Origin of the sequence: Brachybacterium sp. AG952 (assembly GCF_004362645.1) — a bacterium.
Taxonomy (GTDB): domain Bacteria; phylum Actinomycetota; class Actinomycetes; order Actinomycetales; family Dermabacteraceae; genus Brachybacterium; species Brachybacterium conglomeratum.
Genome location: NZ_SNXV01000001.1, coordinates 485,999 through 507,410, shown reverse-complemented (window position 1 = coordinate 507,410; position 21,412 = coordinate 485,999). Strand labels below are relative to the sequence as shown.

General features: G+C 73.2%; 12 protein-coding genes. 7 read left to right on the top strand and 5 right to left on the bottom strand.

Going from position 1 to position 21,412, the window contains the following annotated elements; all coding sequences use genetic code 11:
* The first annotated feature begins 51 nt into the window (after positions 1-51).
* The 3 genes from DEU31_RS02230 (at position 52) to DEU31_RS02220 (ending at position 3,674) form a co-directional block, all read left to right on the top strand.
* Positions 52-1,419, top strand: a complete 1,368-nt coding sequence (locus DEU31_RS02230) for a sugar ABC transporter substrate-binding protein (protein ID WP_133675484.1) — start codon at positions 52-54, stop codon at positions 1,417-1,419.
* Positions 1,420-1,512: 93 nt separating this feature from the next.
* On the top strand, positions 1,513-2,547 hold the full coding sequence (locus tag DEU31_RS02225) for an ATP-binding cassette domain-containing protein (protein ID WP_133675482.1): 1,035 nt from the start codon (positions 1,513-1,515) through the stop codon (positions 2,545-2,547).
* Complete coding sequence (locus tag DEU31_RS02220) at positions 2,547-3,674, top strand: ABC transporter permease (protein WP_133675480.1); 1,128 nt, start codon at positions 2,547-2,549, stop codon at positions 3,672-3,674. The genes DEU31_RS02225 and DEU31_RS02220 overlap by 1 nt, the downstream gene beginning before the upstream one ends.
* Positions 3,675-3,797: 123 nt before the next feature.
* On the opposite strand, the gene DEU31_RS02215 is transcribed toward DEU31_RS02220, so the two are convergent.
* Positions 3,798-5,498, bottom strand: a complete 1,701-nt coding sequence (locus tag DEU31_RS02215; protein WP_133675478.1) for a hypothetical protein — start codon at positions 5,496-5,498, stop codon at positions 3,798-3,800.
* Between the two features lie 19 nt (positions 5,499-5,517).
* Positions 5,518-6,111 carry a recombination mediator RecR gene (recR, locus tag DEU31_RS02210; protein ID WP_010549346.1) on the bottom strand — a complete coding sequence of 198 codons (594 nt, stop codon included), beginning with the start codon at positions 6,109-6,111 and terminating at the stop codon, positions 5,518-5,520.
* 143 nt (positions 6,112-6,254) lie between these two features.
* Between recR and DEU31_RS02205 the strand changes: the two genes are divergently transcribed.
* On the top strand, positions 6,255-7,619 hold the full coding sequence (locus DEU31_RS02205) for a glycoside hydrolase family 125 protein (RefSeq protein WP_133675476.1): 1,365 nt from the start codon (positions 6,255-6,257) through the stop codon (positions 7,617-7,619).
* A 181-nt stretch (positions 7,620-7,800) separates the two neighbouring features.
* Positions 7,801-8,328, top strand: a complete 528-nt coding sequence (locus DEU31_RS02200) for a GyrI-like domain-containing protein (protein WP_010549344.1) — start codon at positions 7,801-7,803, stop codon at positions 8,326-8,328.
* 83 nt (positions 8,329-8,411) lie between these two features.
* Here DEU31_RS02200 and DEU31_RS17255 read toward each other — a convergent pair whose 3' ends face one another.
* Positions 8,412-12,176 (bottom strand): DNA polymerase III subunit gamma and tau, encoded by a 3,765-nt coding sequence (locus DEU31_RS17255; RefSeq protein WP_133675474.1) that lies wholly within the window; start codon positions 12,174-12,176, stop codon positions 8,412-8,414.
* Between the two features lie 590 nt (positions 12,177-12,766).
* Here DEU31_RS17255 and DEU31_RS16685 point away from each other — a divergent pair.
* The gene (locus DEU31_RS16685) at positions 12,767-13,045 is read left to right on the top strand and encodes a type II toxin-antitoxin system prevent-host-death family antitoxin (protein ID WP_166649346.1); all 279 of its coding nucleotides are present in this window, start codon (positions 12,767-12,769) and stop codon (positions 13,043-13,045) included.
* 38 nt (positions 13,046-13,083) lie between these two features.
* Here the strand turns inward: DEU31_RS16685 and DEU31_RS02185 are convergent, their stop codons facing one another.
* On the bottom strand, positions 13,084-14,490 hold the full coding sequence (locus DEU31_RS02185) for a hypothetical protein (RefSeq protein WP_166649345.1): 1,407 nt from the start codon (positions 14,488-14,490) through the stop codon (positions 13,084-13,086).
* A gap of 240 nt (positions 14,491-14,730) precedes the next feature.
* Here DEU31_RS02185 and DEU31_RS02175 point away from each other — a divergent pair, with 240 nt between their 5' ends.
* Entirely contained in the window at positions 14,731-16,218 is a 1,488-nt protein-coding gene (locus DEU31_RS02175) for a dicarboxylate/amino acid:cation symporter (RefSeq protein ID WP_133675466.1), read from the top strand.
* Between the two features lie 195 nt (positions 16,219-16,413).
* Here the strand turns inward: DEU31_RS02175 and DEU31_RS02170 are convergent, their stop codons facing one another.
* Positions 16,414-21,156, bottom strand: coding sequence for a lamin tail domain-containing protein (locus DEU31_RS02170; protein ID WP_133675464.1), 4,743 nt, complete (start codon positions 21,154-21,156; stop codon positions 16,414-16,416).
* Between the last annotated feature and the right edge of the window lie 256 nt (positions 21,157-21,412).

Genomic DNA, 21,412 nt, shown 5'->3' with positions numbered 1-21,412 from the left:
GAGGGCCGCGGACGATAATGGACAGAACACCACTTCCCGGAAGGACCTCCCATGCTGAAGCGTCGTACCCTCCTCTCCTCCTTCGCCGCCGCCGGCCTGCTCGGCACCGCGGCGGCCTGCTCCCCGTCGGGCGGCGGTGACAGCGGCTCCGGCGGCGAGGGCGGCGGCAGCGACGCCGGCGGCAGCAGCGGCGGCGACAAGGGCACGCTGACCTTCCGCCTGTGGGACGAGAACGCGGTGGCCGCCTACGAGGAGTCCTTCGCCGCGTTCACCGAGCAGTCCGGCTGGAACGTGAAGATCGACGTGGTGCCGTGGGCGGACTACTGGACGCGCCTGCCGCTGGACGTCGCCAGCGGCGATGCGGCCGACGTGTACTGGATGAACTCCGCGAACTACGTGCTGTACAAGGACTCCGGCGACCTGCTGGACATCAACGAGGTCGTCCCCGACGGCGCCTCCCAGTGGGAGAAGGCCGTGGTGGACCTGTACTCGCGCGACGGCGGGCTCTGGGGCGTGCCGCAGATCTGGGACTCGATCGCCGTGTTCTACAACAAGGCGCTGGTCGAGGAGGCGGGCGTGGACCCGTCGGCCCTCGCCTTCGACCCGGCCGCCGACACGGACTCCCTGCGCGAGGCGGGCCGGAAGCTCACGGCGGACGGCGAGGGCCGCCACCCGGGCGAGGACGGCTTCGACGTGGACTCCCGCGCGCAGTTCGGCTTCAACTCGCAGGCCGACCGGCAGGCGATCATCGGCCCGATGCTCGCCTCGAACGGCGCGCAGTGGCAGGACGAGGACGTGTACACCTTCGCCTCCCCCGAGGGCATCGAGGCGTTCCAGTACATGGCGGACCTGATCAACGTCGAGAACATCGCGCCCAGCGCCGCGGACACCAACGAGAACGGCGACTTCACCCGCGACCTGTTCACCCAGGGCAAGCTCGCCCTGTTCCAGTCCGGGCCCTACAACCTGCTGCCGGTCTCCGACGGCGTCGCCGACTCCTTCGAGTGGGCGCTCGCCGCCCCGGTCGCCGGCCCCGACGGGGCGAAGTCGCTGGTCCACGGCGTGGTCGCCGTCGGCAACGCGAAAGCCGACGACGAGCAGCAGGCCGGCATCGCCGAGCTGCTGACCTGGCTCGGCTCGAAGGACGGACAGCTGCCGCTCGCGGAGCAGGGCGTCTCCTTCCCCGGCCACGTCGACGCGCAGGACGCGTACATCGAGTTCTGGAAGGGCAAGGGCGTGGACGTGAGCGTGTTCGTCGAGGCGGCGAAGAACCCCGCCGAGGCCGACACCGGCGCCCGTGCGAACGCGGGGCTGACCGCCGCGATGCCGATCTTCCAGGAGGTCTTCATCGGCCGGCTCTCCGCCGCCGACGGGATCCCGCAGGCGCAGGAGGAGGGCAACGCCGCCATGGCGGAGTGAGCCGCGGGCTCTCCACCGCTCCCTCACAGTTCGTGCCCCGAACGTGCCCAGGAAGGGCTGTCGCTCCAGGTCAGGGCGTGGGAATGTAGCCCCATGACACAGAGCACACCCGCGGACGGCCCGCCTCCGCCCCTCCCGCCGGTCGACCATGCCTCCCCGCAGAGGGCTCCCGGTCCGGAGGGGCCGGGGATCGTCGCCGAGCACGTCAGCCGCGCCTTCGGCAGCGTGCAGGCGGTGGCGGACCTGAGCTTCACCGCGCCGCGCGGGGCGGTCACGGCGCTGGTCGGCCCGAACGGCTGCGGCAAGTCGACGCTGATGCTCATGCTCGCCTCGCTGCTCGCCCCCGACTCTGGCCGGGTGTTCGTCGGCGGCGTCGACCCCGCAGAGGACTCCGCCGCGGTGCGCGCGCAGGTGGGCTGGATGCCGGACCAGTTCGGGGCGTGGGACTCGCTGCGGGTCGCCGAGGTGCTCGAGGTGATGGGCCGCGCCTACTTCCTGCCCACCGCGCCTCTGCGCGGGAGAGTGGACGAGCTGCTGGAGCTGCTGGACCTCGTGCCGCTCGCGCAGCAGCCCGCGCACGTGCTCTCCCGCGGGCAGAAGCAGCGCCTGGGCCTGGCCCGCGCGCTCGTGCACGACCCGCAGGTGCTGGTCCTCGACGAGCCCGCCTCCGGCCTGGACCCCGCCTCGCGACGCCGCCTGCTGCAGGTGGTCCGCTCACGGGCGGCCGACGGGGCGACCGTGCTGGTCTCCAGCCACATCCTCGGCGAGCTCGAGGAGATGGCCGACCACGTCGTCTTCATGGACGGCGGTCGCGCCGTGGACGCCTCGAGCCTTCGCGACCTGGCCGCCCGGCCGCGCCCGTGGCGGATCTCCTCGCTGCACCACCAGGCGCTCGTCGAGGCGCTCGACCAGCTGCAGGTGCGCCACGGCGGGGTGGTCGCCGGCGACCGCACCACCTCCGGTCATGCGGAGGCGGTGGTGGAGCTGCCCGACGACGCGACCGCCGCCCGCCTGCTCGCGGATCTCACCGCCGCGGGCGCCCGGATCATCGGCTTCGGCCCGACGACGGGCAGGCTCGAGGCCGCCTATCTCGCCTCCGACGCCGCCCAGCGAGAAGGAGCCCTGTGATGAGCACTCCCCAGACCCTCGAGGCCGGTCCCGGGACCGACCGTCCCCGCGGCCGCGGCCGCTATGCGCTGCGCTGGCGCGGACTGCGGCTGGTCACCTCGCTCGAGCTGCGCCAGCGCCTGCGCTCCAAGCGCTGGTACGTGGCACTGGCGGTGTGGACGCTGGTGATGATGGGCATCGGCGCGCTCGGCCTCGGCCCGACGCTGTACTCCGCGCAGTGGGACGAGGTCGGCCCGATCGCGGCGATGGTGTTCAGCCTGCAGATGATCCTGGTGCTCTTCGCGATGCTGCTGGTGGTGCCGGCACTGTCGGCCGGATCCATCAACGGCGACCGCACCGCCGGGACCCTCGCCACGCTGCAGGCCAGCCTGCTCAGCCCCACCGAGATCGTGCTCGGCAAGCTGCTCGCAGGCTTCCTCACCGGCCTCGCCTTCCTGGTCCTCGCCCTGCCCTCGCTGGTGCCGATCGCGCTGCTGGGCAGCATCGGGATCCTGTACATGCTGCGGCTGCTCGGGGTGATCGTGCTGCTCACCCTGTGCGTGACCGCGGTGGGGCTCGGGCTCTCGGCGCTCACCTCGCGGCAGCTCGGCTCGGTGGTGCTCGCCTACGTGATCGTGTTCGGGGTGACGGTGGTGCTGCCGATCGCGTGGGGCTCGACCGCCGTGGTGCTGAACGAGGAGCGGGAGGTCACGAACTACTACAGCGTCTACGACGACGAGTACTCGATGGAGAAGAGCCGGTGCGTGGCGGAGCAGGTCGAGGAGACGGTGCCGCGGCTGGACCTCTCCCTGCCGCTGCTGTGGGGGAACCCGGTGGTGCTCCTGGCCGAGGCCGCGCCGACGCTCCCCGAGGACTACGACCCCCTCGAGGACCCGGACACGGACCTGCTGACGACGCTGAAGACCGGGATGCGCTCCGCCGCGACCACCACCCACCCCGTCCACTCCGTGCACTGCTCGCCGGAGGACCCCGGCTATCCCACCGATCTCGGCACGCCGCCGAACCGTCCGGTGTGGCCGATGGGGCTCGGGCTGTGGCTGCTCGTCGGGGTGCTGTCGCTCCTGGTCGCGGTGCGGCGGCTCGCCGTGCCGGTCAGGCACCTCGGCGCGGGCACCCGGATCGCCTGAGGCGATGGGGCCGGTCGTGGTCAGGTGATGGCGTCCTGCGTTCCGGTACGGCGATATATCCGTACCGGGACGCAGGACGCCATCAGTCGACCACGCGCCGAGGGCCGGTACAGGGCCGCCGGTTCAGCGCTCGCGCAGCCCGGTGACCGTGTCGGGGATGTCGTGCAGGTGCGAGGCCTGCTCGGAGGGGCTGTTGCCGCCGCCGGTGAAGGCCGATCCCTCGGAGCCGAAGTCCGGCAGCACGCCCTGGGCGAGGTCGGTCTGCCGCACGGCGGTGTCGCTCGCTCCGGGGGCGTTCTCGTCCACCCACAGCCGCTCCCCGGCCGCGTCGAGGTCGAAGATCTCCAGCGCGTGGTCGCCGCCGTCGGCCTGGAGGCGCTTGCGCAGCGCGGCGCGCACCGCGGGGTCCTTCGCGCGGTCGGCGCGGGTGCCGAACTCGGGGGCGACCAGCGCGTACGGGGTCTGGCGGCGCATGAAGCCACCGGGTGAGCCGTAGAGCACGTCGCGCAGTCCACTCTTCATCGCCTGCGTCGCCGCGACACCCAGCAGCGGCACGACCATGAGCGCGAGGAGGGTGAGGAACACCCAGGTCAGGGCCGTCCCGGCGCCGAGCAGCGGGAGCAGGACCGCGGCGAGCACCGTCCCGGCGAGCGCCCAGCCCGCGCAGAGCCAGCCGGTCAGCGTGCACACCCGCGCCTCCCACGGATTCACGCGGGCCCGGTGCGCCCACTCGGCGTAGGTGCGCTGGTCGCGCACCTGGGCGCGGTGGCCGGAGGAGAGCGGGACCGCGAGCGCCGGGGCGAGCGCGCAGCCGGCCGCGACGAACCCGAGCAGGGGGAGGCCGACGGCGAGGTGCTGCCAGCGCATCGGGGTCTCGACCTGGGACAGTCCCGTCGCGGACAGGGAGCCCAGGACGGTGACGAGGTCCGCGATGCCGAGCACCAGCCAGGAGGTCCCGGCCAGGGCGGGCAGCACCCAGGTCAGTGCTGACCGGGCGATGAGGGCGAGCGCGGTGAGGGCGCCGCGGGGGCTCCTCGCCCCGTCGGCCGCGGGGGTGCCGGGGTTCGGCGGCAGGTGCCGGCGGTCCTGGGCGAGGTGCTGCCGGGCGGCGGCGCGTCGGCGCTCCGGGTCGGTGCCGATGCGCGCCTCGGTGTGCAGCACCTCGTGGGAGGTGATCCCGAGCAGCCGCGCGGCGGGCACGGTGCGACGCACGAGCACCCAGGCGAGCTCCAGGGCGACCAGTCCGGCGCACCACACGGACAGGGGGCCCGCGCCGAGCCCGGTCCAGGGCTGCGGCAGGCCGAGCACGACCGTCAGCGGCAGGGCGAGGACGGTGAGCACCGGCAGCGCGAGGAGCATCGCGGTGGTGCGGTCCTCGACGCCGCGCTGGAACTGCATCTCGGAGAGGAAGCGGCGGGGCTGCAGCGGCGCGACCAGGCGCGGCACCAGCAGCGCCCCGAGCAGGCTCAGCACCGTCGCGAGGGCGGGCAGCAGCAGGAACGCGGTCCACAGCCCCTCGGAGGTGAAGTTCAGGGCGCTCATCGCCTGGCGCAGGTAGGCCGGATCGCCGAGGCCGGCGAGGAGGGAGAAGAGCCAGAAGGTCGGCGAGGCGCCGACGACGTACAGGGTCAGCAGCACGTACCAAAGGCCGAGCAGCACGAGCGCCGGCGCCCAGAGTCGACGCAGCAGGCTGCGGAGGATCTCGCGCCGGGACTCGACCATGATCTCCCCCGGCGAGACCAGATGCGTCTCCTCCTCCGGCAGCCGCGGCGGCGACGGCAGGTCCGTCAACGGCGGCAGCGTCCGGGAGTGGGGAGAGGTCATCACGGGAACCGGCGGCGCCTCAGACGGTGCGGCGGCCGAGGAAGGCTCGGCCCAGGGTCATCTCGTCGGCGTAGTCGAGGTCGCCGCCGACGGGCAGCCCGGAGGCCAGGCGCGTGACGGTCAGCTCGAGCGGTCCGAGCAGGCGGGAGAGATAGGCGGCGGTGGCCTCGCCCTCGATGTTCGGGTCCAGCGCGAGGATGACCTCCTGGGTCTCCCCGGAGCCGAGGCGGCTCATCAGCTGGGTGATGCGCAGATCGTTCGGGCCTACGCCGCCGATCGGGTCGATTGCGCCGCCGAGCACGTGGTAGCGGCCCTTGAACTCGCGGATCTTCTCGATCGCGACGATGTCCTTGGACTCCTCGACCACGCAGATCACCTCGTCGCTGCGGCGCGGGTCGGTGCAGATGCGGCACTTCTCCTCCGCCGAGACGTTCCCGCAGATCTCGCAGAAGCGGACGGTGTCCTTGACCTGGACGAGCACCTCGGCGAGCCGGCGCACGGCGGCGTCGTCGGCGTCCAGCAGATGGAACGCGATCCGCTGCGCCGACTTGGGGCCGATGCCCGGCAGCTTGCCGAGCTCGTCGATGAGATCCTGGACGATGCCTTCGTACACGCGTCTCACTCTAGTTCCCGGGGCCGACGTGCGGCGACGGCGCCGAGGTGGTGTGGATCGCTGCACGCTCCGCGGACGGCCGGACCGGGCGGGCGAGACCTCGATACGCTGACGATCCCGACCCACTCTCGATGCGGAGAACCATGGCCAGGCTTCCCGACACCCTCCTCGACGCGGTGCAGGCGCGCGTGCTCGAGGGCATCGCCGACCTCGGCGCCTCCGACGCGCTGGTCGGCGAGATCGCGCAGCGCGTGGTCGCGTACCTGCGCAACACCTCCGAGACCACGGTGAGTGTGGACGAGGACGGCACCACCTTCGTGATCACCGGCGATATCCCGGCGATGTGGCTGCGGGACTCCGCCGCGCAGCTGACGCCGCTGCTGCGGCTCGTGGTCGCCGGGGTGGGGGCCGACGAGGACCGCGCCGAGCTGGTCGCGCTGCTCGCCGGGCTGCTGCGCCGCCACTGGCAGTATCTCGAGATCGACCCGTACGCCAACGCCTTCAACCGCGCCCCGGACTCCTCCCACTGGGACGCGGACGAGACCGAGCGCGACAACCCCTGGGCGTGGGAGCGCAAGTTCGAGCTCGACTCCCTCTCCTACGGCCCCGACCTCGCCTGGCGGCTGTGGCGGGCGACCGGCGACACCTCGTGGGCCGATGAGCGCTTCCTGCCCGCGGCCCGCGCGATCCTCTCCACCGTCCGGGCCGAGCAGCACCACGAGGAGCGCTCCGCGTACTTCTTCCGACGCTCCGGCGTGCCCGCCCAGGACACCCTCGCCCGGGAGGGGCGCGGCTCCCTGACCACGCCGAACGGCCTGGTGTGGGCGGGCTTCCGCCCCTCGGACGATGCCTGCGAGCTGGGCTACAACATCCCCGGCAACCACTTCCTCGCCCTCGCCCTGGAGCGTCTCGCGGAGCTGCTGGAGCAGGTCGCGGACGCCCCGGCGGAGGCGGACGAGGCGCGGGAGCGCGCGGAGCAGATCCGTGCGGCGCTGGTCGAGCACGGCACGATCGAGGGGCCGACGGGCGAGAGGGTCTGGGCCTACGAGATCGACGGCCGCGGCGAGCACCGGTTCCTGGACGACGCGAACGTGCCGAGCCTGCTCGCCCTGCCGTACCTGGGCTGCGTGGCGCAGGATGATCCGCTGTACCTGGCCACCCGCGCCGCGGTGCTCTCGCGCAGCAACCCGTACTACTACGAGGGGCTGTACCTCGAGGGCGTCGGCTCCCCGCACACCCCGAAGGACCATGTGTGGCCGATCGCGCTCGCGGTCGAGGGGCTGACCAGTGCGGAGCGTGGCGAGAAGCTGCGTCTGCTCGAGCTGATGATCCGCACGGACGGCGGGACCGGGATGATGCACGAGGGCGTGCACGTGGACGATCCGACGGTGTTCACGCGGGAGTGGTTCTCCTGGTCGAACTCGATGTTCTGCGAGCTGGCGCTGGATCTGGCCAGTGTGGAGAGGGATCGTGCCGGCACGCACGAGGGAGCGACGGAGCGCTCCTGAGCCCGGAGCGCGGCGGACCGGGACGGAGCGCGACCGGAGCTCGGGACCGATGACGGCGGGCGGCCCCGGAGGTCGCCGGCCCCCGGCGGTGCTGGTGGCGTCCAGCCTGCCGCGATAGCGTCTGACCGGGCCGCCGCCATCCTGCCCGGCCCGCCGCCGACCGCGAACAGGACGAGTCCCGATGTCGCCGATGCCCGCCCCGTACGACGCCGCCGAGCCCGCCACCTCCTGCCGGATCACGGAGGCTCCCGAGATAACGACGGCCGTCGTGGTCCAGCACGACTTCCCGATGTACGACATGCCCGCCCTGATGGACGGCACGTTCTCCCACCTCGCCGAGGCGCTGGCGGCGCAGGGCATCCGCCCGATCGGCCCCGCGTTCTCCCTGCACCACCGGGCACCGGTCGCGACGGCCGATCTCGAGGTGGGCTTCCCGGTGGACGCGCCGCTGACCGAGACCCTCGAGCTGCCCAGCGACTACGAGGTCATCGGGTCGAGCATCCCGGGCGGTCGCATCGCCTGGATCTCGCACATCGGTGCCTACGGCGGCCTCGCGGAGAAGTGGGGGGCGTTCACCGAGCAGGTCGGGGAGTCGGACGAGCAGATGACGTACCCGTTCTGGGAGTTCTACGTCACCGAGCCGCATCCCGACATGAACCCGGCGACCCTGCGCACGGACCTGTTCTCCCTGCTCGAGGCGCGCGGCTGATCGCCGTGCGGGCGGGTGCGCGCCGGTTCTGCACCCGCCGGCTCAGGCAGTCGGCCTCGCGGTGCTGACCCGAACGAGTTGGGTCAGCGCGGGCGGGTCTCGTCGATGACCTCGAGGACCCTGCCGCCGAGCATCTTCTCGATCACCTCGCGGCCGTTCCGGGTCGCGACGACGGCATCCTCGTCGTCCCGGGTCGCGCCGCCGGTCGGGTCCGGATCGGCCTCCGGTGCCTGGTCCGCCTGGCCTCGCCCTCCTCGCAGGCGCTGACCTGCGGTGCGGGACGCCATCGCGGCCTCGCGGACGAGCGCGGCACCGCTGCGCGGCGCGTCTGCCGCCGACGATGCGGCGGGTGCGGTGCTGGGAGCTGCGGCGGGCGGCGTGGTCGGAGCTGCGGCGGGCGGAGCCGACGGTGCCGCGGAGGGCGCCGGGGATGCTCCCGAGGCGGTGCCGGTGACCGCCGCCGCGGCGCCCCATGAGCTCGACGCGCGTGCGGAGGCGGAGCCATCCGCGCCGCCCGGCGCGACCTGGCCGGAAGGCTGAGCTGGGTCGCCGTGCGGGACGGCGTCGCCGTGCGGGACGGCACGGCCGAGCCCGGCCGGTGGGGCTGAATCCGGCGAGGTGGGTGAGGCGACCTCGGGGGCCGCGGTGAACTCATGCGGCATGTCACCGCCCTGCGCGACGTCCTCCGGCTCCCGGACCGGGGAGTCGCCCGGTCCTGAGGCGGAGGCGTCCGCCCCCTGCGCGAGGTGCGCGGCGGGCAGCGAGCGGACCACGCGGCCCTCCGCGAGGGCACGCTTGAGCGCGTTCTGGCCGAAGGTGCGGGGCTCCTCCGCCGGCAGTCTGTCGCGCCCCTCGTCCTCGACCTGGAGCGGCGGGCCCGCCGACGCGGAGTCCGGGAGCGTCCGGCCAGGAGCATCGCCCGCTGCCGACTCCGTGGACACGGAGGCCCCGGATGCGGACGGGGCCGACGGGGCGGCAGGCGCGGCGGATCGGTTCGGGGCGGCGGGGGCGCCGGTTCCGGTGCTTCGGTCCTCGAGCGCGTCCGACCAGCGGCCTCCGCCCTGCGCCGCGGCGGGCGACTGGTGCTGCGCGGGCGGGCCGTACTCCTCGGGGTCCGGCGGGTAGGGGTCGTCGGGCTCCGACGGGAAGTCGTCGGCCGGGGCGTAGGAGGGCCCGGCCGGAGCGTTCCTCGCGGCGCGCGCAGCGGCGGCCATCGCTCGTTCCGAGGCGCGCTGGCCGACGGACGCGGGCTGCTGCCGCTCGGGACCGTCACAGCCGGCGGGCACCGCCGACGGGGCGGCCGACGACGGGGCGGCCGGCGACGCGGCCGAAGAGGCTGCCGACGGAGCTGCGGAGCCCAGCGCGGACGGTGCGGAGCCCGGCGCGGACGGCGCGGCGGCGGGTGCGGATTCGCGCGGCGCCATCGCGGAGGCGGCATCTCCCCACGGCGCTCCCCCGGTCCGCGGAGCCTGGCGGCCGGACGGGTCCTCCGCATTCGGGCCGCCGGCGGCTCCGCCTCCCTGCCCGCCCGGGTCGGGAGCGTCCTGCCCGACGGAACCCTGTCCGCGGGGAACCCAGTCGCCCGATCCGCCACGACCACCCGAGCCGCTCGGGCCGTTGTAGCCGGCAGGGTCGCCGGGACCGGCGTTATCCGGCCCAGCACCGCCAGGACCGTTCCCTCCAGGAGCTCTGCCGGCGGAGCCTGGACCTGCGGTGCCACCTCCGCCGGGGCCTGCACCACCGGGACCAGCGCCACCGGTACCAGCGCCGCCGGGGCCGGGATCCTCCCCGACGACGGCATCGACCATGACGTCGACGTGCATGATGCGACGGACGGCGTCGGCGAGGTTCTCCGCCGCCGTGCCGCGGCGGAAGGCGCTCACGAGGCCCTCGGTGCGGAATCCGAGCACGAGGGTGCTACCGTTCACGCCGTTGACGTGCGCGTTCTGCGAGATCAGGGCCCAGCTGGGGCGGCGGATCTGCTGCAGCTCGTCGAGGATCGCGGACCAGTGCCCGCGCACTGCGTCGGCATCGAGCCCGCCGCCCGACGCGGGAGCACCCTGCGGCGCAGCCGGAGTGTTCTGCGGTGCGCCCGACGCGCCCTGCGGCGCGGGGCCCGCACCCTGCGGCGTGGACTGGCCGCCCTGCGGTCCGGCCGGTCCACCCTGCGGAGCCGTCGGGCCGCCCTGCGGAGCCGTCGGGGCACCCTGTGGAGCCGTCGGTGCCGGAGCGCCCTGGCCGCCGGGCTCTCCCTGCCCGGCCGGCGGCTCACGGCGCTTATCGCCCGAGGCCTGGCGAGCACCAGCGAGCGCGTCCCAGGAGGCAGCTGCCTCCTCACGCCGCGGCGAGGACGAGGGCTGTGTTCCTTGAGCACCTGGGCGCTCGGTCCGCGGGGCCTGAGCGGCCTGATCGTCGCCCTGGGGCGCCGCACCCCAGGAGGAACCCGGGGCGGTTGCCGTCTTCGTCGGCTCGCTCTGAGGACTCCCGCCCTGTGCGGCGGCCGGGGCGTCCTGCGTCGGGGCAGGCGGCGCGCTGGGGGCGGCCGCGGGGGCAGGCCGCCCGCCTCCGCGCGCCTGCCGGGCCGCCTCGGCGCGCTCCTGGGCGATGCGCCGGGCCTCCTCACGGCCGCCACCTCCGCCGGTCGGCGCCGCACCGGAGCGGTCCTGCGCGCCGCGGCCTGCGGCCGCACCGCCCTGGGGCGCTCCGCCCTGCACGGCCGGCGCGTCGGCCGCGGCGAGCGCCGCCCGCTCGTCCCGCAGCACCAGTCGGGCCGCGAGCAGCTCGAGATGGAGACGGGGCGAGGTCGCGCCGCTCATGGTCGAGAGGGTCTCGTGGACCAGGTCGCCGCACTGGGAGAGATCGGCCGGGGCGAACTGCGCGGCCTGGCCGAGCATCCGCTCGAGCTCACCGGCCGGGACCTGCGGGAGCAGGTCGGCGCCCTTGTCCGGCACGGCAGCGAGCACGATCAGGTCCCGCATCCGCTCCAACAGGTCCTCGACGAAGCGGCGCGGCTCGTGGCCGGTGGCGAGCACGTGCTCGACCGCGGAGTAGAGCGCGGCCGCGTCCCGCTCGGCGATGGCGGTGACGGCCTGGTCGAGCAGGGCCGTATCGGTGAAGCCGAGCAGCGCGATCGCGGTGGGGAAGTCCAGGCCGTCCTCTCCGGCGCCGGCCATCAGCTGGTCCAGCACCGACATCGAGTCACGGGCGGAGCCGCCGCCGGCGCGCACGACCAGCGGCATCACGCCCTCGCCGACCTTCACGTCCTCCGCGGCGCAGACCTCCTCGAGGTAGGGGCCGAGCACCTGCGGCGGGATGAGCCGGAAGGGGTAGTGGTGGGTGCGGGAGCGGATCGTGCCGATGACCTTGTCCGGCTCGGTGGTCGCGAAGACGAACTTCACATGGTCCGGCGGCTCCTCGACGAGCTTGAGCAACGCGTTGAATCCGGCGGAGGTGACCATGTGGGCCTCGTCGATGATGAACACCTTGAAGCGGTCCCGCACCGGGGCGAAGGACGCGCGCTCCCGCAGCTCGCGGGCGTCGTCCACGCCGCCGTGGCTGGCCGCGTCGATCTCGACCACGTCGAGCGAGCCGGCGCCGCCGCGCGCGAGGTCGCGGCAGGAGTCGCAGGTCCCGCAGGGAGTGTCCGTCGGCCCCTGCTCGCAGTTCAGGCAACGGGCGAGGATGCGGGCGGAGGTCGTCTTGCCGCAGCCGCGAGGCCCCGAGAACAGGTAGGCATGGCCGACCCGGCCCGCGCGCAGCGCACGCCGCAGGGGCGTGGTGACGTGGTCCTGGCCGATCACCTCGGCGAAGGACTCCGGGCGGTAACGACGGTACAGAGCGGTGGCCACCCCGACAGGCTAGTCGAGGCCACCCACGCTCCCCCACCGTCGTGGGGATCCTCGTGGAGAACCCCGCACTGTGGAGGAGAGGCGCCGCTTCCCTCGTCGACGCCGGGCGGCGGTCATCTCGCGGAGGCCATTCAGCGCTGGGTGACCGCCATCCCCCGGGCACTCGTCGGTCATTCGACGCGCGGCGGCGGCATTCCGGCACCGCACGACGCCGCACGACGCCGCACGGCACAGGTACTGCAGAAAACTGCGTACATCACGTACGTCATGTACGTGCTTTTCCACAACGGACACCGCATGCGGAGCCGATACCGACCAGATGGCCGAGACTCCCCCTCAGAGACACGACGGATGCGGGAGGGATGAGCGGCATGGCCGAGAGTGCATCGAAAGCAGAGATCGAAGCAGAGGGCGAGGTATCGGATCGCCTCGACGCGACAGACGAGTCGAATTGGGACGACGCAGCGGACGAGTCGGATCGGGACGACGCAGCGGACGAGTCGGATCGGGCTGACGAGACGAGCATGACGGGCACTGGCCGTGCGAGGTACGTGAGTGACGCGATCGGGACCCCACTTGACGGGCCGGCGATGGGCCCTTCTGCACTGACCGCGATCGAAGCCGCGGTCACCACGAAGATCGTGACCGCCTCGGAGTTCCGCACGCGGCTCAGCGAGCTCCTCGAGCTCTCGCACCGTCAGCCCGTCACGGTGATGAGCCGCGGAGCACGAGCGCGCGGCGTGCTGGTCTCCGCCGACTTCTTCGACCGCGCCTGCACCGCACTCGGGGACGAGCCGTACGCTCGGCCCCCGCGCACCCGCCTCGAGGAGATCATGGCGGAGAACAGGCAGTTCCTCGAGTTCCTCTGACCAGGTCGCCGGGCCCGCCTGCACGGTCCGGACGAGATTCAGCCCTGCGTGCTGCGCTCGCCCGCGGAGCGGTCGTCGTCCTCGACCTCCAACGGCGACGGCCCCGAGGCCTCCGCGCCGTCGTCGCCGCCTGCGAGGTGCGCTCGGCTCCCCAGCGCGGCGTCCGCGTCCGCGCTTCTCGGCGTCTCGGCATCCGCCCCGTCCGCGGAGTCTGAACCCGCACCGCCCGACCTTGCGGCATGCGCTCGGGCGTCATCGCCCGAACCCGCGCCGCTCGTCGTCTCCGCGAGCTTCTCGCGGCGCGTGCGCAGGGCGCGGTGGGTCGCCGTGAACACTGCGACGACGACGATCACCGGCACCAGCACGTCCACCAGCCAGCCGGGCACGGAGAAGGGGAGCCCGATGTCCGGCAACAGGTCCATCAGCCAGCGCACCGCCTCGCCGATCGGGCGGAGGATCGCGGCGATCAGCTCCTGGACCGGGCTCAGCAGGGCGTCGAGGAACTCCCGCACCGGGCGCGTGACCTCTCCGATCCAGTCCCGGATCGGCTGGGTGGCCTGGACGATCGCGTCGACGACGGGCCGGATCCGCGCCTCGATCCACTCCTTGACCGGGTCGAGCAGCCCGCTGAACAGCGCGCCGAGTCCCAGCAGCGGGATCAGGAACTTCGCCGCCTTCGCCAGCGCTGCGATCAGCGCATAGCGGGTGGGGTGGGCGGTGCGCTTCTCGTCGCGCAGGGCCGACGGGGACCCCTCGGTCGGGACGAGCAGGGTGGTCCGAAACCCGTGACGGACCTCGACCTCGCCGGCGCCGCCGAGTCCTGCGGTGCGGATCGTGAGCACCTCGCAGTCCTTCACCTCGCCGCCCTCGCGGCGACGGCCCACGGTGCAGCGCAGCGTGGAGAACCCTTGGTCGAGGCTGAACTGCAGGTCGCCGTCGGCTGCGTCGCCGTCGGCTGCGTCGCTGTCGGCCGCGTCGCCGTCGCTCGCCTCGCGCTTCTCCCGGTCCTTCCGTGCCTTCTCCTCCGCCTTGGGGTCGTGCTCGACCCCGTCGATGACCACGGTGAAGGAGGTGTCCAGCAGGCGATGGCGCACGCGGACGAGATAGTCGTGCTCGCCGGCACGGCCGCTGTACTCGACGTCGGCGGCGAAGCGGGTCGCCGGATGCTCGCCGAAGGGGACGTCCTCCTCCTGGGCGGCGTCGGTGCTCCCGTCGCGCCCGTCGGCCGCGCCGTCGAACCCGTCCGCCGTCCCGTCGACCCCGTCGACCCCGTCGGCCCCGTCGGCCCCGTCGGCCCCGTCGGTCCCGCCGGCCCCGTCGACGGCATCGTGCGTGCCGTCCGCGCCCTCGGGCGTCCCGTCGGCGCCGTCCGCCGTACCGGCAGCACTCCTCAGCACCTCGTCCGAGGAGGCGGGATCGGCGTGGTCCACAGGTGTGCGAGACATGGCTCTACCGTGCCAGGCCTGTTCGCGACCGACATCCTCCGCACGTCGGTTCCCACCTCGCCGAGATCCTCCGATCGGCCGAGGGCCGCACGGCTCCTGCGCTGCCGCGCCGGCCCGACCACGCATCGCTCGGACTCCCCCTCCAGCGCCTGGCAGCAGCACATAACCCCAAAGCCTCGCTAATGTGACCGCATAGCAATATGGTTGAACCTGGGAGCATGGGCGCGTAGCGTCCCGATCGTGAGCACATCAACCACCTCCTCCTCGGCTTCGACGCGGTCGCGCAACCCGCTGACCGCGATCACCCGCATCCCCTTCGGTTGGCAGGTCCTGATCGGCCTCGTCCTCGGCATCGTCCTCGGCCTCGTCGCCGCCCAGATGGGCCCGGTCGCCGAGACCGAGGCGAACCCGGACGGCGCGAACTGGCTGACCACAACGCTGGACACCATCGGCACGATCTTCGTGACGCTGCTGAAGGCTCTGGTCCCGCCGCTGATCTTCCTCGCGATCGTCACCTCGATCGCGAACCTCCGCGGCGTCACGAACGCCGCGCGTCTGGCCGGCAAGACCCTGCTGTGGTTCGGGATCACCTCCCTGATCGCCGTGTCGATCGGCATCGCCCTCGGCGTGCTGACCACCCCCGGCGCGAACTCGCAGGTCTCCGCGGACTCCGCCGAGGCCTCCTCCACCCAGGGCGGATGGCTCGACTTCCTCACGGGCCTGGTCCCCTCGAACTTCCTGGGCATCACCGGCTCGGCCGGGGACGACGGCTCCGTCTCCCTGAGCTTCAATGCCCTGCAGATCCTCGTCATCTCCATCGCCGTCGGCATCGCCGTGCTCTCCGTCGGCGAGAAGGCCGAGCCGTTCCTCAAGTTCACCGGCTCCGCACTGGAGATCGTCCAGAAGCTGCTGTGGTGGGTCATCCGCCTCGCCCCGATCGGCACCATCGGCCTGCTCGGCAACGCCGTGGCCTCCTACGGCTGGGACGCGATCGGCCAGCTCGGCGTGTTCACCCTCGACGTCTACGTGGGCATGCTGATCGTGCTGCTGGTCGTCTACCCGATCCTGCTGAAGGTCAACGGCCTCTCCATCGGCTCCTTCTTCCGCGGCGTGTGGCCGGCGACCTCGCTCGGCTTCGTCTCCCGCTCCTCGCTGGGCACCATGCCGATGACCCAGACCGTCACCGAGCGCATGGGCGTCCCGCGCCACTACGCCTCCTTCGCGATCCCGCTGGGCGCGACCACGAAGATGGACGGCTGCGCCGCGATCTACCCCTCGCTCGCCGCGATCTTCGTCGCGAACTTCTACGGCGTGCCGCTGGGCGTGACCGACTACCTGCTGATCGTGCTCGTCTCCGTGCTCGGTTCCGCCGCGACCGCCGGCATGACCGGTGCGACCGTGATGCTCACGCTGACCCTGTCCACCCTGGGCCTCCCGCTCGAGGGCGTGGGCCTGCTGCTCGCGATCGACCCGATCCTCGACATGGGCCGCACCGCCCTGAACGTCACCGGGCAGTCGCTGGTGGGCGTGATCGTCGCCAAGCGCGAGAAGATCCTGGACCAGGACGCCTACGACGCCGCGGCCCGCACCTCCTTCCAGGCCATCCAGGCCGAGCAGAAGGCGGAGGCCGACGCCGTGGAGCGCGCGGAGTCCGACGGCGCAACCGCCGCGTCGACGGATGCCTCCGAGGCGGCCGACGCCCGCGAGGCGGCCGGCACCCGCGCCTGACCCCGGGCAGCGCCAGCGCCGCCAGCGCACACTTCTGAGTCCTTGGCGTGACCTCGACCCCGTACAGCGGGTGAGGTCACGCCAGGGACTCAGTTGTTGTTGGGAACGGGGCCCGTGCGTGACGGGCCAGCCGCCGAAGGTGATGCCCTGTCCCTCGACGAGGGGACAGGGCATCACCCGTTCTCGGACGGACGCTCAGGCCCGGCGGCGCCTGACCAGGGCGATCCCGGCACCGGTGAGGGTCAGAGCGAGGGCGACGAGTCCCGCCACCTCCACGCCCGTGCGGGCCAGCGAGCCTGTGCTCACGGCACCGTCGTGGGCCCGCTCGTCGTCGGCACCGTCCTCGGTGCCGCCGGATCCGGTCGCTCCGGAGCCGGTCGCGCCGGAGGAGTCCGAGTCGGTCCCCGCGGCACCGTCCGCGCCGCCAGGGCCGTCGCCGGCGCCCGACCCCTCGGAGCCGCCGTTCCCGTCGGAGCCCTCCGAGCCGCCCGCGCTCCCGGAGCCGTCACCGGCACCCGGGGCCTGGCCGCCGCCACCCGGCTCGCCGGAGCCGTCGTCGCCGGAGCCGCCATCGCCGCCGGAGCCGCCGCCGGAGCCGCCGTCGGGCCCCTCCCCGCCGTCGCCCGGCGCGCCGCCCTCGCAGCCCGTCGCGTCCCCGGTCAGCGTCAGCCCACGCACCTCGGAGCGGGCGATGCCGCCGTGGGGATCGGTGACGCGCACGTACCAGGAGTGGGTCCCGGCGCCGAGCACCGCGGAGTCCGCCTCGACGGTCTCGCCCGAAGCGACGTCGTCCACCTGTGCGAACTCCTCGGAGGAGAGGACGTCCGCGCGGAAGGCGTCGGTGGTGAGCTCCTTGTCGGTCGGGTCGATGCCGAGCTGCGCGTAGGAGACCTCGAAGTCCTGGTCCTCGGGGGTCAGGGTCGCGTCGTCGCTCGAGTACTGCTCGAGCGAGGGCGAGAAGGTGCGCACGATCATGCGCTCGCCCTCGTTGTCGAAGTGGAGCAGGCGCAGGAAGCCCTGACCGCCCTCCGGCAGACCCTGGTAGTCGAACAGCATCTGCGTGACCTCGCGGTCCGGGGTGCCGTCGCCGTCGTCGTCGAAGGAGTCCACGCGGGTGTGGGCGTCGTGGTAGTGCCCGCTCATCACCATGGACACGTTGGGGTTCGTGGCCACGACCTCGTCCTGGATCCGCTGCGGGATCGGGCCGAGCCCGCCGGTGGTGAGCATGTACTCGTGGAGGTTGATGATCGCGGTGCGTTCGGGGTACTGGGCGAGCACCTCGTTCATCCAGTCGATCTCCGCATCTCCCGGGCCCCAGCCCTGGGAGACCACGATGAAGTCGACGCCGCCGGCGCTGAACAGGGTGTAGGAGCCGCGGTTGTCCTCGTAGAACCCGCCGTACCAGGGATTGTCCTCATAGCGGTGCTTCCCGAAGTGCTTCGAGTACTCGGTAAAGTCGCCGTCCATGTGGCCGACGTCGTGGTTGCCGGCGAGCACGTTGTAGGGCAGGCCCGCCTCGTCGAGCTGGGCGTAGGCGGGGTTCGCGTTCGCCCACTGCTCGGGCTTGTCGGACTCGTCCACGATGTCGCCGGTGTGGAACAGGTACTGCAGGTTCATCGGCTCGCGCTGCTCGAGCAGGAACTCGTGGATGTTCAGCTGGTGCTCGTAGAACTCCTCGTTGTAGTACTGGGTGTCGGACTCCCAGGCCAGCGTGAAGTCGTACTCCGAGCGGTCGGTCGCCTCCGGATGGTGCGGGGCGGTCGCGTCGCCGCGGGAGGAGAGGTCTCCTCCGGACCAGCCCACGGAGTGCTGGACGACGGCGCGCAGCTGACCGCCGGAGACGTGACCGGCCGCAGGGACCACCTCGTCGAAGGCGACGGAGCCGTCCTCGGCGGCGAAGGCGTGGGCGACCTCGACGAGCTCGCCGCCGGCGGTCTCCTCGACCAGCAGCCGCACCCGTGCTCCGGGATCGGCGCTCCCCTCCCAGGTCACGTGCACCTCGGCGTCCTCGCCCGCCCCCTCGGGGACGTCGACGTCGAACTCGTGGAAGGGCAGCGCGTCCTCGGAGGCGGTGGTCTGCCCGCCGGTGAGCGTCTCGCCCTCGCGCTCGGCGGCGTCGGCGTCGCGCACCTCGCCGGCGGTGCCCACGACGGTCCCGTCGGCGAGCGACGCGGAGGTGCCGGCGCGGAAGGAGACGTCCATCGGATCGCCCGACGGGTCGGTGACGCGGGCGGCGAGATCGGGTGCCTCGCACACCGGCAGGGTCAGGCCGTCCTCGGTGAGGAGGGTCGCGGTCGGGTCCTCGACGGGGGTGGTGAAGGCGAGGGTGCGCGTCGCCTCGTTGCCGAGCTCGTCGGCCGCGGTGATCTCCAGGGTGTGCTCGCCCGGGTCGAGGGTGAGGGAGGAGAGCTCCTCGCCCGGCTGGACCTCCTCGCCGTCCAGCAGCACGGTGAGGGAGGCGAGGCCGCTGCCGGCGTCCTCCGCGGTCACGTCCAGGGAGAAGGTGCCCTGGTAGTCGGCGCCGTCCTCGATCCCGGTGCTGATGGTCGGGGCGGTGTTGTCGACGAGCACGGTGCGCTCGACGCGGTTCCCGTCCCCGTCGGCGCCGGCCAGCACGTGCTCGCCGTCGGCGACGGCGGTGGTGTCCCAGGCGACGGCGTGGGCGGTGAAGGCGTCCTCCGGGATCTCGAAGGCGGCGTCGTAGAGGTCGTGCTTGCCGGCCGAGTCGCCCATCGCGATGATCTCGGCGGGGTCCACCCCGTCGACCGGGCGGAGGGTGCGGCCGTCGGGCAGGATCAGGCGCAGGTTGCGGATCGAGAAGTCGTCGTTGTTCTCGTTCTCGTCGATGCCGGGATACGCCTTGGTGCCCGCGGCGACCGTCACCGTCAGCGGCTCGCCGCGCACCACGTGCTGCAGCGGCACCTCGGCGTCGTGGCCGACCCAGTTCGCGTAGGTGCCCTCATCGAAGATCGAGATGATCTCGTCGCCCACCAGCACGCCGTTGCGGAAGAAGGTGTCGGTCTGGGAGACGTCCATCGCGAAGACCGGTGCGGCCTCGAGCGCGGGGACGACGTCGCTGCGCTCGGTCCCGTCGATGCTCACCGTCGCCTCCGCCGGGTACTTGTCCCCGGCCACCGAGACGGAGGCGGTGCCGGAGACGTACTGCCCCTCGGCGAGGTTCATGCGCAGCGGGGCCGCGTCGACGCCGGTCAGCGCCACGCGGGTGGGTTCGGTGCGGGTCTCGTGAGTGCCGTCGGAGGCGACGACGTAGTACTCGAACCAGCGCTTGCCGGTGAGGTCCGCGGCGGGGATGGCGTGGTCGAAGCGGTCGCCCTCGGTGCGGCGCACGGTGATCGGGGTGAACTCGTCCTCGGCGCTGGAGCGGAGGTGGAGGGTGACGGTGCGGGCCTGCACGTCATCGGTGACCTCGTGGCTGATCACGGCATCGGCCGACGGGTCCAGCTCCGCGGGGCTGAGGTCGCGGACCTCGGGGGCCTGCGCGTCGGCGGGGACGTCGACGAGCTCTGCCGGCACCTGGGAGGGGTCCACCGCGCCGGGGGTGGCGGGGGCGAGGCCCGTCTTCGCCGCACGGGAGAAGTCGGGCTGCTCGCCGTCGGCGCCGTCGCCGGTGCGGTACTGGATGCCCTGGTCTGGCTGGGTGTCGTCGGCGCCGGAGAGGTTGTAGAAGGCACGGTGGACGCTGTCGCCGGCGCGGGTGCGGATCTCGAGCCCGCGTCCGGAGCCGTTGGCCATCCCCGCCGTGGCCGTCTCCACCAGGTTCACGGAGGCGGGGTCCACGCCGTAGTTCGCGGCGAAGTCCGAGGCGGTCGCGGCGTCGTTGGCGCCGTTGCGCACCCAGACCACGAGGGTGCCGCCGGGCTCGATCACGGCGTCCGACGGGCTGAGCGGCCAGTCCGCGGCGTTGGTGATCGACTCGCCGTCGGCGGTGTAGAGGTAGCGCAGCTCGTAGTCCGCCATCGAGACCGGAGCCGAGGTGGCGTTGTACAGCTCGATGAACTCAAAGCCGTCGGCGCCGTCGATGTTGGTGGTGTCCGGGGTGACCTCGGTGATCTGCAGGTGGCCGACGAGGGAGTCGGCGGGCGGCACGACCGGCGGCGCCGCGGGCTCGGCGGGCTCCTCCGGCTCCTCCGGCTGCTCGGTCTCGGCGGGTGTGAGCTGGGCGTCCTCGACCGCGCCCGGGGAGGCGGCGGCGGCGGACGCGAACAGGGCCGCGGAGAGCGAGTCGGCGGCGGGGAGCGCGAAGTGGGCGCTGCGATCCTGGCCGACGGAGCCGGCGGGGTAGAAGCTGCGGGAGACCTCGGCGCCGTCGCCGTCGAGCACCCGCACGCCGCGTCCGCCGCCGTTGGCCATGCCGGGCTGGCCGGTCACGCGCACGACGGGGACGTCCTCGGCGGCGCCCCAGTGGGCGCGGAACTCCTCCACGGTGCGGGAGAAGGAGTCCAGGTCCTTCGCCTCGTAGCTCAGCCACAGCACGAGCGAGTCGCCGGGGGCGAGCTCGACCGACCCCTCGAGGTCGAGCGGGACGTCGCGGGCCGTGTCGGCGCTGTCGGCGTAGATGTAGCTCAGCGAGTGGCCGTCCTCGCCGCCGACGGTGACGGGCTCGGTCGAGGTGTTGGTGAGCTCGAGGAACTCGAACTCGTCGGCCCCGACGGTGTCCGGCGCGATCTCGGTGACCAGCAGCGGGCCGCCCGGGGCAGGGGCAGCCTGTGCGGCGGGGACGGCGCCGCCGGCGAAGACGCCGAGCGGTCCGGTCAGCGGCAGGGCGGCGGGGCCGAGCGCGAGGGCGGTGCCGGCGAGCAGGGCGATGCCGGCGCGGCGCAGCGGGACGCCGCGGCAGGGGGCCGGGACGGCGGCCGTCGCGGCGGGAGGACCGGGCCGCGGGGATCGTCGCAGGGATGGCGAGGGAGTGGTGGTCATGGTGTCCGTTCGGGTCGCGAGGAGCAGAGGATGGGAGCGCTCCCATAGGTACGGGGCGAAGGCGAACGGCGCATGACGCGGGGGTGTCCCGGACCCGGCGCGATCGTTGCGGACCGGTCTCGATCCGGTCACCGGCGAATCCGCGCACCCCACCTGCCCCCGCCCTGGTCACGCCCTCGCGTCCCGCGTAGGATCTATGCGTTCCCCACCCGCTCCGGCGGGTTCCCGGGTGCATCTACCTCGGGTCCACGACGTG